At 46.4% G+C, this 13,627-nt stretch carries 9 protein-coding genes; 5 read left to right on the forward strand and 4 right to left on the reverse strand.

The annotated features are described in order from the left end of the window. Positions 1-61: 61 nt before the first annotated feature. The 5 genes from Q0218_RS06755 to Q0218_RS06775 all read left to right on the forward strand — a co-directional run bounded on the left by Q0218_RS06755 (position 62) and on the right by Q0218_RS06775 (position 7,150). On the forward strand, positions 62-1,558 hold the full coding sequence (locus Q0218_RS06755) for an anaerobic C4-dicarboxylate transporter (protein ID WP_297967845.1): 1,497 nt from the start codon (positions 62-64) through the stop codon (positions 1,556-1,558). A gap of 61 nt (positions 1,559-1,619) precedes the next feature. After that, positions 1,620-2,303 (forward strand): amino acid racemase, encoded by a 684-nt coding sequence (locus Q0218_RS06760; protein ID WP_297967848.1) that lies wholly within the window; start codon positions 1,620-1,622, stop codon positions 2,301-2,303. A gap of 84 nt (positions 2,304-2,387) precedes the next feature. Next, positions 2,388-3,143, forward strand: a complete 756-nt coding sequence (locus Q0218_RS06765; RefSeq protein ID WP_297967851.1) for a hypothetical protein — start codon at positions 2,388-2,390, stop codon at positions 3,141-3,143. Positions 3,144-3,448: 305 nt separating this feature from the next. Continuing rightward, positions 3,449-5,821 (forward strand): hypothetical protein, encoded by a 2,373-nt coding sequence (locus tag Q0218_RS06770; RefSeq protein WP_297967854.1) that lies wholly within the window; start codon positions 3,449-3,451, stop codon positions 5,819-5,821. A 237-nt stretch (positions 5,822-6,058) separates the two neighbouring features. After that, positions 6,059-7,150 (forward strand): hypothetical protein, encoded by a 1,092-nt coding sequence (locus Q0218_RS06775; protein ID WP_297967857.1) that lies wholly within the window; start codon positions 6,059-6,061, stop codon positions 7,148-7,150. Positions 7,151-7,507: 357 nt separating this feature from the next. Here the strand turns inward: Q0218_RS06775 and Q0218_RS06780 are convergent, their stop codons facing one another. From Q0218_RS06780 to alaS, 4 genes are all read right to left on the reverse strand, one after another. Further along, positions 7,508-9,433 carry a PBP1A family penicillin-binding protein gene (locus Q0218_RS06780; RefSeq protein ID WP_297967860.1) on the reverse strand — a complete coding sequence of 642 codons (1,926 nt, stop codon included), beginning with the start codon at positions 9,431-9,433 and terminating at the stop codon, positions 7,508-7,510. Continuing rightward, positions 9,430-9,975: a septum formation inhibitor Maf gene (gene maf / locus Q0218_RS06785; RefSeq protein WP_297967864.1), complete on the reverse strand. Its 546-nt coding sequence runs from the start codon at positions 9,973-9,975 to the stop codon at positions 9,430-9,432. Before maf ends, Q0218_RS06780 begins: the two co-directional genes overlap by 4 nt. Further along, on the reverse strand, positions 9,975-10,469 hold the full coding sequence (locus Q0218_RS06790; protein ID WP_297967867.1) for a 3-isopropylmalate dehydratase: 495 nt from the start codon (positions 10,467-10,469) through the stop codon (positions 9,975-9,977). The genes maf and Q0218_RS06790 overlap by 1 nt, the downstream gene beginning before the upstream one ends. Positions 10,470-10,916: 447 nt before the next feature. Next, positions 10,917-13,466 (reverse strand): alanine--tRNA ligase, encoded by a 2,550-nt coding sequence (gene alaS, locus Q0218_RS06795; RefSeq protein WP_297967869.1) that lies wholly within the window; start codon positions 13,464-13,466, stop codon positions 10,917-10,919. Positions 13,467-13,627 lie beyond the last annotated feature (161 nt).

Genomic DNA, 13,627 nt, shown 5'->3' on the forward strand with positions numbered 1-13,627 from the left:
AGAGAGCGATCTTTCGGCGTTTTTAAATTTATAAGTTAAATTTACTTAAAGGAGTTTTTCTATGGATATTATGCTGATTTTGCAGTTCATAGTCCTACTTGGAGGCATCTACCTAGGCGTTAAGCTGGGCGGTATGGGTATCGGTTACGCCGGTGGCGTAGGCGTTATTGTTTTGACGCTCGTCTTGGGAATGAAAACGGAGATGAAACATATCCCAACCGACGTTATTTTAATTATCGCATCGGTTATCTCTGCGATTTCCGCTATGCAAGTTGCGGGCGGCCTTGATTGGCTTGTTCAGCAAGCAGAGAAAATTTTGCGTAAAAACCCAAAGCAAATCAACTATTTAGCACCTATCGTTACATATTTGCTTACTATTTTTGCAGGCACCGGACACACGGCATTTTCTATGATACCTGTTATCGTAGACGTTGCAAAGGGGCAAAATATAAAACCTAGCGCGCCTCTTGCGCTTTCAGTGGTTTCGTCTCAGGTGGCCATTACCGCTAGCCCAGTAGCGGCAGCATTTGTCGCTATGACTGGCGTAATGGAAAAACTGGGTGTAAGCTATCCGATGTTACTTTTTATCTGTATTTCTACGACTTTTATAGCTATGCTGATTACTGCATTTATCGTAAATAAATTTTACGATCTAGACCTCTCAAAAGATCCTATATACCAACAAAGATTAGCCCAGGGTTTGGTTTCCGATGTCAAAGGCGAATCGGGACATAAAGAGTTACCGCTGTATGCGAAACGTTCAGTAGCAATCTTTGCTATAGGAGTTCTTGCGGTAGTGTTCTACGCTCTTGCTATTTCTAAAAATGTCGGCATCATAAAACCAAGCTATGTCGTAGGATATGAAAAAGTCTATGAAGCTAAAGCCCCTGAAAAATTTCAGCAAATCGCTTCAATGCCCAATGTTAAAGTTAGCATAGACGATGCTACGGGTGCAAAATACGTTGAAGATAAAGAAAAGCCAAGCAAGGTTTTAACTCTCGATAGAGATGGCGCTATTATGACATTTATGCTTACTATCGGATTTCTTATCGTCGTACTTTGCAAGGTGGATACTAGCAAGCTTCTTTCGACCAGTACTTTCCAAAGCGGTATGAACGCATGCATCTGCGTCCTGGGTATAGCATGGCTGGGTACCGTTTTTGTGCAAGGACACTTGGGGCAAATTACCGATATTGCAAAAAACGTCGTCGTTAAGTATCCTTTCGTACTCGCTATCGCTCTATATTTCCTAAGCTGCTTGCTATATTCGCAGGCTGCAACTACGAAGGTTATGATGCCTGCCGTTGCGGCTGCTATGGGCATGACCAGCCCTGAAAATGCACAAAATGCTTGGATATTGGTTGCTTCATTTGCCGCAGTTTCAGGACTATTCGTACTTCCTACGTATCCTACGACTTTGGGCGCTATCGCCATGGATGACACGGGTACTACTAGAGTCGGTAAATTTGTTATAAATCACAGCTTTATCGTTCCGGGAACCATCATGGTTGCACTTTCGGTTGCATTAGGATTTGTGGTAGCTCCTATTCTTCTTTAATAGCTAGAGCTAAATTTAGCCGAGACTTCGCTCTCGGCTTTTTAAATTTAAGGACTTTTTCATGAAACGAATCGGAATTTTAGGCGGTATGGGACCGCTAGCTACGATAGATCTATACGCTAAGATCGTAGAACTCACAAACGCCGCAAAAGATCAGGATAACATCCCCATCGTCATCGACAACTATCCGCAGATACCCGACCGCACGGCGTATATCTTGCACGGAGGCGAGGATCCGTTTCCTTTTATGAAAGAGTCTGCAACCAGGCTAAAAAACGCCGGTTGCGAGGCTATCTGTATAGCTTGCAACACGGCTCACTATTTTGCCGAGCGCCTAACGCAGGAGTGCGGCGTAAATATCCTGCACATCGCTAAAATCGCGACCGCATCGATAAAATCAAGTTTCCCGCACGCTAAAAAGATCGCCGTCATCGCCACCACCGGCACGACCACAGCTAAAATTTACGAAAACGAGCTGGTAGCAGCAGGCCTAGAGTGCGTAAAAATCCCGGAAAATTTGATGAGCGACGTCATGGACTGCATTTATAAGGGCGCAAAGGCAAACAGGCTAAAAGAGTACGTGGGTCTTTTTAACGATACTATCGCGGCTATCGAGGCTGACGCGTATATCGCGGCTTGTACGGAGATACCGCTATTTTTGCCGTACGCGACGAAAAAAGATAAATTCGTAGACGCCACTCTCGAGCTTGCTAAAGCAGCCGTCAAATTCGGCCTAGAAAAATAACCAAATTTGCGTCTAATCGGCGCAAATTTACCCCCTCTTAAAATAAATTTTTATAAAATCCAAGCTAAATTTAAAGGATAAAAGATGAAATTTAGCGAATTTAAAAATGCAAAAACTTTAAGCCTGGCAAGCTTGCTCTGCGAGCAAAATCCGCAGCTAGCGGAGCAGATAAAGCAAAACGAGTTTTTATATATTTCTTGCTTTGAGGATAAAATTTTAGGCGCTGAAAGTCTCGTTCGCTGCGAGATCGGATCGGCTAGCTACGTGCTAGCGTTGCTTTGTAAATACTCGCTTGACGCGTCTAAATTTGACGAGCAAACGCGCGAATATTTTGAGGGGCTTGACGAAGGATACCTAAGCGGCGAGTGCAACGTCGGCGAGGAGGAGTTTGAGCAGATCGCGGAGTTTTTAGAGGAGTGCGAAAATATCGTGATAGATAGCTCCTTTTTGGCGCATGCGGACGCGAAAAATATATTCGAGTTTTTGCAAATGCTCGGCAAGAACGTCGTTTTGGCTGACGGCGCGCAGGGCGAGTTTAAAACGGACGGCAAGCTTACGCCGCTAAAAGAGCCCGAGAGCTTTGACGGTAGCGTCGTGTTTTTTATGGATGAGGCGGACGGGTCAAATTTAAGCAGCGAGATAAAGGAGCTAATCGGCTCGGCGTCGTTTGCCGCGGCCGCAAAGGTAAAAGACGGCGATATAGCAAGCGTGCAGGCTGATGGCGTAGAAATAAGGGCTAAATTTAGGTTAGAGCCGCAGATGAAGGGCACGGTCGCGCTTTGCAGAGCGAAATTTAGCGGATATGCGTTTAAGCTAGTTAATATCTCAAAAGAGGCGTAGCGGCAAACGGTCAAATTCGGAAGGCGGATTTATCCGCCGAGGCGGGCAAATTTTATAAATTTAATCACAAAAGCCGGACTTGCTACGTCAAATTTGACGTAGCGGACGGAGCTTTTGACGTGAGGCGATTAAATTTATCCGCAGCCACGCTGCTTTAAAATCCAAATTTCTTGCTATGGCAAAGTTAAATTTAGGCTAAATAAAATTTTATCCAAACGCGCTAAATTTAGTAAAAAAATAGCCTTTAAAGCGCGTAATATTCGCTTTTATAGCGCTTTTTAAACGAAAAAGGGTATAATGGTCGCATGAGAAAATATTTTTTACTTTTTTTACCGATTTTGGCGTTTTCTTTTAGCCTGAGCGTAAATTCGGGCGCAGAGGACGGCAGGCCCTACACCGTGATAAACATCAGCGACGAGAAGGGACTCGTTTGTAAAGAGGAGATCCTCGCCTACGACCGCAAGCTTTATTTTTGCGATCTTCCTGGCGGCGCGTTGCCGAAGGTCGAGGATAAAATTTTGGCTCTTGCGGAGGTGAGATTCCGCGAAGAAAAGGGCGGCATGCGAGTCTATATCGTGCCGCGCGCGAATTCTCGCTTGATATCTTCTAGCGAGTCTCTTTACGGCGCGCCTACCGTGCCTTTTAGCAAAAACGGCGGAGTAGCCAAACGCCACGCCATCGTGATAGATCAAAATTTAAACGAATTTAAAAAACAAGCAAATGCGGGGATAAATTTCGCCCCGATATTTGAGCAGATGACCGCGCCTAGCGTCGGACCGCTAGATCTAAACAAGGCTCCGATAGAAAGCAGCGATAGCAACGATATAAACATGTACCTAGACGTCAAAAAAAGCTATGAGGCCAAGCGCTACGATGAGACGATAAGCACGACGCAAACGGCGCTACGCCGCTATCCAAATAGTATCTTTGCCAGCGAGTTTTTGCTGTATAGGCTGCGCGCTTTGGATAAAATTTTAGACTCGCAAAATAGCTTTGAGGGGCTTGGCGCAGCTGATGTCGCAAGCGAGGGGCGCGCGTGGATGCGTAGGTTCGTATCGGACGAAAACTACCCCGAGGCGCTATATCTAGTGACTAGGGCTTATCTTAGACAGGAGCTGGTTAGCGATGCGAGCTACACGTTAGATATCCTTAAAAGCGAACATCCAAGCTCAAATTTTACCAAGCTAGCCGAGCTTGAGTTTGCCGATAAGCTCTACGCCTCCGGTAGGCAGGACGAGGCCGTGAGGATGTATGAGGACGTGCTGTACTCGGCGCAGACGCTAGACGTAGCTAGCCGCGCGGCTCTTAGCCTCGTGCAAGGCAGTATCGACAAGGCCAAATTTGACCGCGCCAAGGACTTTATGCTTAAAATTTTAAACAGAAACCAAGAATACCTACTAAACGATGCGTCCAAGCTAATGGCGCTGGCTGGGGTATTTCACGAGAAAAAGATGGACGATATCGCCGCGAGAATTTATGAAATTTTACTTGCTCGATTAGACAAAAACGACGATGATTACGAAACCGTGCTAAAAAATCTAGGCATCGCTCTAGCCGGCACCCCCGATACGCAAAAGGCCTACGACTACCTAAAAAGATACCAAAACGAGTTTGCGGACGGGCAGTACGCCGCCGCCGTGCAAAATGCGCTCGATAAGCTATTTTTTGCAAGAAACGACGAGAGCAACGCGACAAAGCTGCACCAGCACTATGATGCGCTTATAGATAAATACGGCAAAACGGACGTCGGCGTTAAAGCGCTAAAAGAGCAGGTCGCGCTCTATCTAAAAGAGCGTAAATTTGACTCCGTCCTGCGCTATACCCAGGCCGTGCGCGATCTAAACGATACGGACGCAAGCGCCGTTTTAGCTCAGGCTGCGCTAAATTTGGCGGATGAAGCTATCCGTCAAAACGACTGCGCTACGGCGGTAAATTTGACCGAAAACTACGGCGTAGGCGATAAAATCGGGGCTAAATTTAAGCTCTTTGACTGCTATATGCGCCTCTCTCGTTTCGCCGCCGCGCACGAGCTCGCCTCGCAAAATATCCTTGCGCCCGACATGCTCGACCGCGTGGAGTGGCTCATCAAACTAGCCTCCGTTTTGATAAAAACGGAAAAGTATAACGACGCCTTGCGCGTGGCCGACGAGGCGCTGGCTATCGCGTCTAGGCAGGAGTACGCCGACGTCTCGCCAGTGCTTTTTTATAGATTTGAGGCGCTGATGGGGCTAGGCAGGCTCACCGACGCCGCCGCGACGATAACGGCCGTCGAGACGCTACGCAAAAACGACTTTAAGGTCATCGAGCTATACGACCGCATGGCCGAGGCGACGTACGGCGCGAACGACTTTTTAAACGCGTCGGTTTACGCCAAAAAGGCGATCGACCTGCAAAAACGCCTGCATATCGCCACCTTTAGCCCAAAAATCGACTTTGAGTACATCGGCTCGCTAAGCAAGCTAGATAGACTAGGCGAGGCTCTAGACGCCGCGCGAGAACTCGTAGATACGCGCCTAGATCCCGAAAGCAGGCTACGCGCTCTAGCTCAGATCTCGGAAATCTACATCAAGCTAAAACGCGAAAGCGAAGCAAAGCCGTATCTGCAGGAGTGCGTCGGCTCAAATCTGCAAAGCTCGTGGAAGGCTATCTGCGCCGAGCAGATGAAGCTCGTGGAGTAAATTTCGAGCTTTTGCTTTTTACGTTAAATTCGGCCAAAATTTGACTAAAAAACCAGCTCAAAAAACGGGTCAAATTTAAGGCCATTTGACGTTAAATTTGACTCTCCTTGCCTTTGCCTGATTAAATTTGCCAAGCGGCGGCAAATCGAAAAAATAAAAATGCGGCTACGCCTTTGCAACCAAATTTAAGCCTGAATTTAGGCGTTTTACTGGGTTAAATTTTTAAAATGACTGACCGTGAATGCAAAATTTCAAGCTGAGATGAAAGAGTTGGACGAGAAATTTGCTGCTATCCCCGAGGACGCAAAAAGGCGGTATGATAGGCACAGGTTTATCAGACGGGCGATTATGACGTACTGGTCGTCGACGTTTGTCGTTTTTTATCTTTTTGCGATGTTGGCGCCGTATTTAAAATCATTTTTTGTAAACAACGGCATAGAATTGCCTCCTAAAATGTTTAGCTATATTCGGGGCGCTGTGATGATAGTTCTGCCTATTTGTGCTACTATTTATGTTTTAAGGCGAAGTAAAACTAAGCGATACAGCTATCTTTTCGTGAGGGATCAGCGCGCTAGCTTCCTGGCCTTTAGGATTGAAAATTTTGCCAGCATAGTTTTGATTTTATATCCGATTTTGCTTATTATCGGGTCGTTTTTCGTGAGGGATAGCGGCGGATACGGCGTTTATGCGTTTTTATACGGCCTTGTCGTGGCTCCGATTTGCTTGCTTGTTTTCGCTGTATGCTACTCTTTGAACATAAGCTCATATGAGCCCGCACCCAAGGATGCAGATCTGCGCAGGGAGTCCGGTCTAGCTCAAAGCGCGAAGTCCGCTAAGGAAAGACTCTGCGAGCTAAACGACCTGGACGCGGAATTTGATCAAATACCTTGGGGTTTAAAAAACCGTTACGACGTCCATAGGCTTATCAGGCGCGCTAGTATGGCATTTATCGGATTTAAGCTCATGGTTTCGTGGTTTGCGGGCTTTATAGGAAACATCTTAGGAGTTGCATACCTTGCCGTGGTGCTAATTTTGCCGTATATTTTTACTAAAATTTACCTAAAAAGCTACCCTACGAAAAAATACAGCAAATTTTTTATAAAAAATCAGCGACTTTGTTTGGCGATTTTTACGGTTGAAAATTTAGCTAGCATTGCTTTGATCTTGTATCCGGTTGTTCTCATAGTAGCGGCTCTAATCGCTAGAAATGAGGAAAAGACGATGAGCTTGCTTTTGGGCGGTTCAAACGTACTGTCTGCTTGCCTTATTATTTTTGCGGCGTGCTATCTGTTTAACCGAAGTACATATATCCCAAAAGACGAGGCATAATTAAATTTAAGCATGCTTGACGCGGTTTTTGCGGACGCGACAGGGCGACAAATTTGGGCGGTTGTGTAAAATTGGCTCGCCTAAACCCGGTTTGGCAGGCAAGCCTAAATTTGACGAGACTTGCCATCCGCGCTAAAAAGCGTTAAATTTAACGCGACTAAAACCTGCAAGCGGGCTTTAGATTAGGGTCTAAATAAATTCAAATTTGACCGCATAGCCGAACTTGGTTTTAAAGTATGTGTCAAATTTGAGCGAGTTTGGGGCGTTATGGCTTTGACGAACGGTTTAAATTTAACGAATCAGCGGCTAAATTTGTATAGCAAATCGCTCAAATTTAGCCGACTTTATTTACGAAATTTAAAAAATCAGCCCCTCGTCGTCTTGTTTTATTAGCATATCCTGGGCGTCGGGTTTAGGTACGGGCGAGATCTTCGTATAGATCTCCGCTAAGCCCTCGTGCGCGGTATGAAAGACGCCTTCAGGCTCGATGAAGGTTTTTTGTTTTAGCGGGTACTCCTTCATATAGCTTTCCATAAATTTCTTAAACACCGGAGCCGCCGTGCGTCCGCCGCCCTCGACCTTTCTCATCGGCGTATTATCGTCGTTGCCGTACCACACTAGCACCTCGACCTCGGGCGTAAATCCGCAAAACCACGCATCGACGTTATTATTCGTCGTGCCCGTTTTACCCGCGACTTGCACGCCGTTTAGCCTGGCGTTTTGCCCGGTGCCGCGCTCTACTACCGTCCTCATCATATCGGTCATCAGATATGCCTGCTCGGGTTCCGTAATAAATACGCGCGCAGGCTCGAAAACGGCTTCTAAATTTTGATAGTTTATAATGCGTTTTATGAGGCTTGGCTCTACGATTTCGCCGCCGTTTGGAAACATCGAGTAAAATTTAGCAAACTCTAACGGCGAGATGCCGAAGCTACCAAGCGCGATGGAGAGGTTTTTAGGGATGTTTTTAAAGCCCATCTCGGTTAGCTTTTTATAAGCCGTATCAAGTCCGATCTCGTCGAGTAAATTTATCGTAGCGAGGTTACGTGACTGGCGTAGAGCCTCTCGCAGCGTGATATAGCCCTGGAAGCCGCCGCTATAGTTTTTCGGTCGCCACTCGTACTGGCTGCCTTCGTTAAAAACCCTTGATATATCGGCGGCCTTGCTCATCGGCGAGTAGCCCATGTCTAGGGCGATTTGATAGATAAAGGGCTTAAAGCTAGAGCCAGGTTGGCGCATACTCTGCGTGGCGCGGTTGTAGCTGCTTTTGGCATAGTCTACGCCGCCTACTAGTGCGAGGATCTCGCCCGTTTTAGGTAGCGTAACGACGATAGCGCCGTTTAGGATACTGGCGTTTGCATCTTTGTTGCGTTTTAGTATCTCGTTGTAGCCGTATTTTAGCGCCTCAGACGCCATATCTTGCACCTTTAAATCAACGCTGGTTTCGATGACGTAGCCGCCGGTTTTGATATCCTCAAAGCGCTTTGAGGCCTCTTTTAGCACCTCGTCCACGATATACGGGGCTTTGTTTTGCGTGAGGGTGTCGTCAAAAACTACGGGCTGCTCGACTAGCGCGGCTTTGTACTCTGCGTCGCTGATCCAGCCTAGTGCGTTCATCCTTGCTATGACGTTGTTTGCGCGGCTAAGCGATAGATCTAGGTGACGGGTCGGGTCGTAGGTGCTAGGCGCCTTTGGTAAGCCCACTAGGATAGCGATCTCTTTTAGCGTGAGCCCGTCAAGCTCCTTTCTAAAGTATCCTTTTGCCGCGGTTTTTATACCGTGATAGCCGTGTCCTAGATAGACGTGATTTAGGTAGCGCTCTAAAATTTGCTCTTTGGTTAGCTCGTTTTCCAGTTTCATCGAGATGATCATCTCTTTTAGCTTACGAGTTAGCTTTTTTTCTCTGGTTAATACCATGTTTTTAACAAGCTGCTGCGTGAGCGTGCTAGCGCCCTCTACTAGTTTACCCGCTTTTATGTCCTTAACGATAGCTCGCGTGATGGCCTCAGGGTTTACGCCGCCGTGTTCAAAAAAGCTCGTATCCTCGATCGCTACTAGCGCCTCTATGACGCGCGGCGGGATGTCCTCGTACTTGACGTAGATTCTATTTTCGTCAAAGATATTTGCGATGAGTTCGCCGTTTCTATCGTAAATTTGAGTCGTGAGCTTTGGCTTAAAATCGATGATATTTGACGCATCAAAGGTAACTTGCGAGTAAAGATACGCAAACGCCGCGCTCAGCGAAACGAAGACAATAAACAAAATAGAAGCTAGAATTCTCATAAAAACGCCTTTAAAATTTTCACGTTTAGCCCCATTGCGGTGCTAGTTTCGCCGTTTTGGCTTAGGATATATTTTTTGTTGAAATTTTCTATCGTCATGGCTCCTGCCTTGCCCTGCCAAAGATCGCCCGATAGGTAGTTTTGCAAGTCGGCTTCGTCAAATTTGGCAAATTTATACTCGGCAAAGCTTACGTTAAAAAGCTCGAATTTCTCGCCTAAAAATATCGTCGCGGTTACGATCCTAGCGGTGCTACCGCTTTGCATTTTTAGCATTTTAAAAGCTTCTTTTTCGTCTTTTGCTTTGCCTAAAATTTTACCGCCACATACGACGACGCTATCGGCGAAAATGACGTTTTTTGCGCCGCTATTTGCCTTTAAAAACTGCTCTTTTTTTGCCGCGACTACCTTTTGGACGTAGATGTGCGGCGGTAAATTTTTATCTACGCCGCCCTCGTCGTAGTTAAAGAAGATTTGCTCGAAATTTATTCCGCTTTGCTTTAAAATTTTCGCTCGCGTTTGCGAACTTGAGGCCAAAAAAATCATCAAAACTCCCTATATGCTATGCCAAGATAAGTCGCTAGCAGCGCGAACGCAACGTTTAGCGGGATGAAATAATAAATCGTAACGATGAGATTCTCGTGAAGCTCGACGTATTCGCTATTTTTAAATGCTTTTACGGCCTTGTTTAGACGATAAGTAACATAAATTATATTTAGGAGCAAAAAGCCGTAAAGAGCCCACTTCGTCGTTAAAACCGTGTCTAGCATAGGATCGGCGGTTTTTGCCGCGCTTTCCTTAGCCAGCATCGGACCTGTCGCGCCTATGATTAAAATCGATCCATAAACCGCGTATCCTAGGCGCTTCATCATCGAGATTATCGTATCGTAGCTCTGTGCGTCGTTGCCTAAATTCTTCATAAAAAATTTAGCCATTAGTAAAAAATTCGCCTGAAATCCGATAAAAACGATAACAGCAAGGATATGGACGAAAGGTAAGGCGTTATCGATTCTTGCAAAAGCTATATTAAATTCAGGCATTTGCCCCCTTTGATTTTAAAATTTGTTTGTTTAAGTTCACCCTTGTCGGCGCCGAAATTTAACGACTTAATGCGCGGACAAAATTTTGGGCTTAGTTTATAAGCTATTAACTCCACGCATTTTTACTTTAAATTTAATCCTAGAAACCAAATAAATTAGGTTTGTAGCTTTATCCTAAATTTAGTATTAAAACCTACTTGAAACTCGCTTTAAGCCCCTTGAGATCAAATTTAGCCGGATTTTGGGTTAAATTTTACGGCTATTTTTGAGCTCGTTTTTAAATTTTAATTTAATAAAAATTGACGCTATAAACTAGCCCATTAAATTTGCCGACTTTCGACTATTTTAATTTAGCCTAGTTAAAGGTAGCTCAAATTTGCTTTAAATTTTACGCCTCAAAACCGCGGTCAAATTTAAGATAGCCGCTTAAATTTGACCGACGCGAGTTTATTTTTCAAGCTTTACTTTAGCAAATTCTAGCGCCTGCCTAACCGCATCCTCGATGGCTAGTACGTTTTTACCGCCTGCGGTTGCGAAGTCGTCTTTGCCGCCGCCGTTTCCGCCTAAAATTTGCGCCGTAAATTTGACCCATTCGCCCGCTTTTAAAGCCGCATTTTTCACGCCTGCTGCCAGAGCGATTTTGCCCTCTTCGTTTACTTGCACGAGCAGGATCGCCGCCTTTTCGTTCTCGTTTTTAAACTCGTCTATCGTGGCTTTTATATCGCCGCCGTCAAGCACCGCGACACAAAGCTTGGTTTCGTTTACGTTCACTACCGCCAGCGCGTGCGCGTCTTTGGCTTGCTTGGTCTTGTCTTTTAGGCTTTTTATCTCGGCTTTTAGTTTTTTTACCGCATTCATCGGCTCGGCGCTTTTTAGCTCGGTTTTTAGCTCCTCGATCTCGCCACGCCAGGCTTTTGCTAGATTTAGCGCGGCCTTAGAGCATACGGCCTCGATCCTACGCACGCCCGCGCTTACGCCGCTTTCTTTGGTGATAAAAAACGCGCCGATTTGGCTTAAATTGCTCACGTGCGTACCGCCGCAAAGCTCCTTGCTAACCTCGCCGAAGCTTAGCACGCGCACCTTGTCGGCGTACTTCTCGCCAAATAACGCGATAGCGCCGCTGTTTTTGGCATCCTCGATGTCCATTATCTCCGTTTTTGCTTCTATATTTTCGCTAATCGCGGCATTGACGAAATTTTCGATCTTCGTCAGCTCCTCCGCCGTCACTGCCTTTGGATGCGAGAAGTCAAATCTGAGTCTGTTTGCCTCGACGCTAGATCCGGCCTGCGCGATATGTGTTCCCAGCACGCTTCTAAGCGCAGAGTGGAGTAGGTGCGTGGCGCTGTGATGGCGCGCGATCTCGGCTCTTTGCTCACTTACTTTTAGCTTTACGGTATCGCTGATTTTTAGCTCTTTTTTAACCGCGACGTTTGATAAGCTTAACCCGAAAAATTTCTGCGTATCTAGTACGTCGGCCGCATCTGCGATCTCGCCGCTATCGCCTGCCTGGCCGCCGCTTTGCGCGTAAAAAGGCGTCACGTCAAACATCGCCCAGCCTTGCTCGCCTGCTTTTAAAATTTGAGTTTGCTTAAAGTCCTCGTCAAGTAGCGCTAAAACCTTGCTCGTGCGCTCAAGCTCCTCGTAGCCGCTAAATTTATTTTCGCCGAATTTCTCTAAAAGCGCCTTAAAATCGCCCTTTGCGCTCTTGTCGCCGCTGCCTTTCCAAGCAGCTTTAGCGCGCGCTTTTTGCTCGCTCATTAGCTCGTCAAATTTAGCTTCGTCTACTTTGAGTCCCTTTTCGCGTAGCATGTCGGCCGTGAGATCTAGCGGAAATCCGAATGTATCGTAAAGCTTAAACGCAGCCTCGCCGCTAAAAATATCTTTCGTGTGCGCTAGCTCGCTCTCAAAAAGCTCTAGTCCGCTTGCTATCGTGGCTAAAAATCTTTCTTCTTCGAGCCTGATTTGCTCTTTTACCGCCGCTTTTTTCTCGTTTAGGTAGGCGTAGTGGCCGCCCATTAGCTCGCAAACTTTATCGACGAGACGGTACATAAAGGGCTCTTTTATACCTAGTAGATATCCGTGTCTGATCGCGCGGCGTAGGATGCGGCGAAGCACGTAGCCGCGGCCCTCTTTGTCAAATGTAGTGCCCTGAGCTAGCAGGAAAGTTACCGAGCGGATGTGGTCGCTGATGACGCGGTAGCTAGCGCCGCTCTCGTAAGCGTAAGGCTTGCCGCAAAGCTTTGCGACTTCTTTGATAAGAGGCATAAAAAGCGAGCTATCGTAGTTGCTAAATTTACCTTCCATTATCGCCGTGACGCGCTCAAGTCCCATGCCCGTGTCGATGCTCGGTTTTGGTAGCGGAGTTAGCTTGCCGTCGCTACTGCGCTCGTACTGCATGAAGACTAGGTTCCAAATTTCAAGAAATCTATCTCCGTCGCCGCCCATGTAGTCCTCAGGCGTGTTAAAGTGCTCGCCGCCTTGGTCGTAAAAGATCTCGCTGCATGGTCCGCACGGTCCCGTATCGCCCATCTGCCAGAAGTTATCGTGATCGCCGAATCTATAAATGCGCTCCTTTGCGATGTGCTGCTCCCATAGCGCAAACGCCTCGTCGTCGCTCTCGTGAACCGTGACGTATAGGCGGTCTTTTGGTAGTTTTAACACCTGCGTCACAAACTCCCATGCATACGCGATCGCGTCTTTTTTGAAATACTCGCCGAAGCTAAAATTTCCCAGCATCTCAAAAAACGTGTGATGGCGCGCGGTGTAGCCGACGTTGTCTAGGTCGTTGTGCTTGCCGCCTGCGCGGATGCAGGTCTGGCAGCTCGTGCGGATCGGCGGAGTAGGGCGCGGCACTTCGCCGGTGAAAATGCTCTTAAACGGCACCATGCCGGCGTTTGTAAAAAGTAGCGTAGCGTCGTTTGGCACTAGCGGCGCAGACGGGATGATCTCATGACCTTTGCTTGCAAAAAAATTTAAATAAGCCTCTCTAATATCCATAGTTTTTTCCTGATTAAAGTTTTAAAATAGGGCTGATTTTATCATAAATTTGATAAAACTTGTTTGAGGCTAAACAATAAAAACGGTTGTAAAAAAGCTGGAAAAATCTAAAAATAGGGCGCATTATCCGTTTAATTACCGTTTTTTACTATAATTATTTT

Source organism: uncultured Campylobacter sp. (genome assembly GCF_938039245.1).
Classification (GTDB): domain Bacteria; phylum Campylobacterota; class Campylobacteria; order Campylobacterales; family Campylobacteraceae; genus Campylobacter_A.

Excerpts from the sequence above, each read along its gene's own strand:
- Q0218_RS06755 (WP_297967845.1), top strand. The coding sequence starts at position 62 with ATGGATATTATGCTGATTTTGCAGTTCATAGTCCTACTTGGAGGCATC.
- Q0218_RS06760 (WP_297967848.1), top strand. The coding sequence starts at position 1,620 with ATGAAACGAATCGGAATTTTAGGCGGTATGGGACCGCTAGCTACGATA.
- Q0218_RS06765 (WP_297967851.1), top strand. The coding sequence starts at position 2,388 with ATGAAATTTAGCGAATTTAAAAATGCAAAAACTTTAAGCCTGGCAAGC.
- Q0218_RS06770 (WP_297967854.1), top strand. The coding sequence starts at position 3,449 with ATGAGAAAATATTTTTTACTTTTTTTACCGATTTTGGCGTTTTCTTTT.
- Q0218_RS06780 (WP_297967860.1), bottom strand. The coding sequence starts at position 9,433 with ATGAGAATTCTAGCTTCTATTTTGTTTATTGTCTTCGTTTCGCTGAGC.
- maf (WP_297967864.1), bottom strand. The coding sequence starts at position 9,975 with ATGATTTTTTTGGCCTCAAGTTCGCAAACGCGAGCGAAAATTTTAAAG.
- Q0218_RS06790 (WP_297967867.1), bottom strand. The coding sequence starts at position 10,469 with ATGCCTGAATTTAATATAGCTTTTGCAAGAATCGATAACGCCTTACCT.
- alaS (WP_297967869.1), bottom strand. The coding sequence starts at position 13,466 with ATGGATATTAGAGAGGCTTATTTAAATTTTTTTGCAAGCAAAGGTCAT.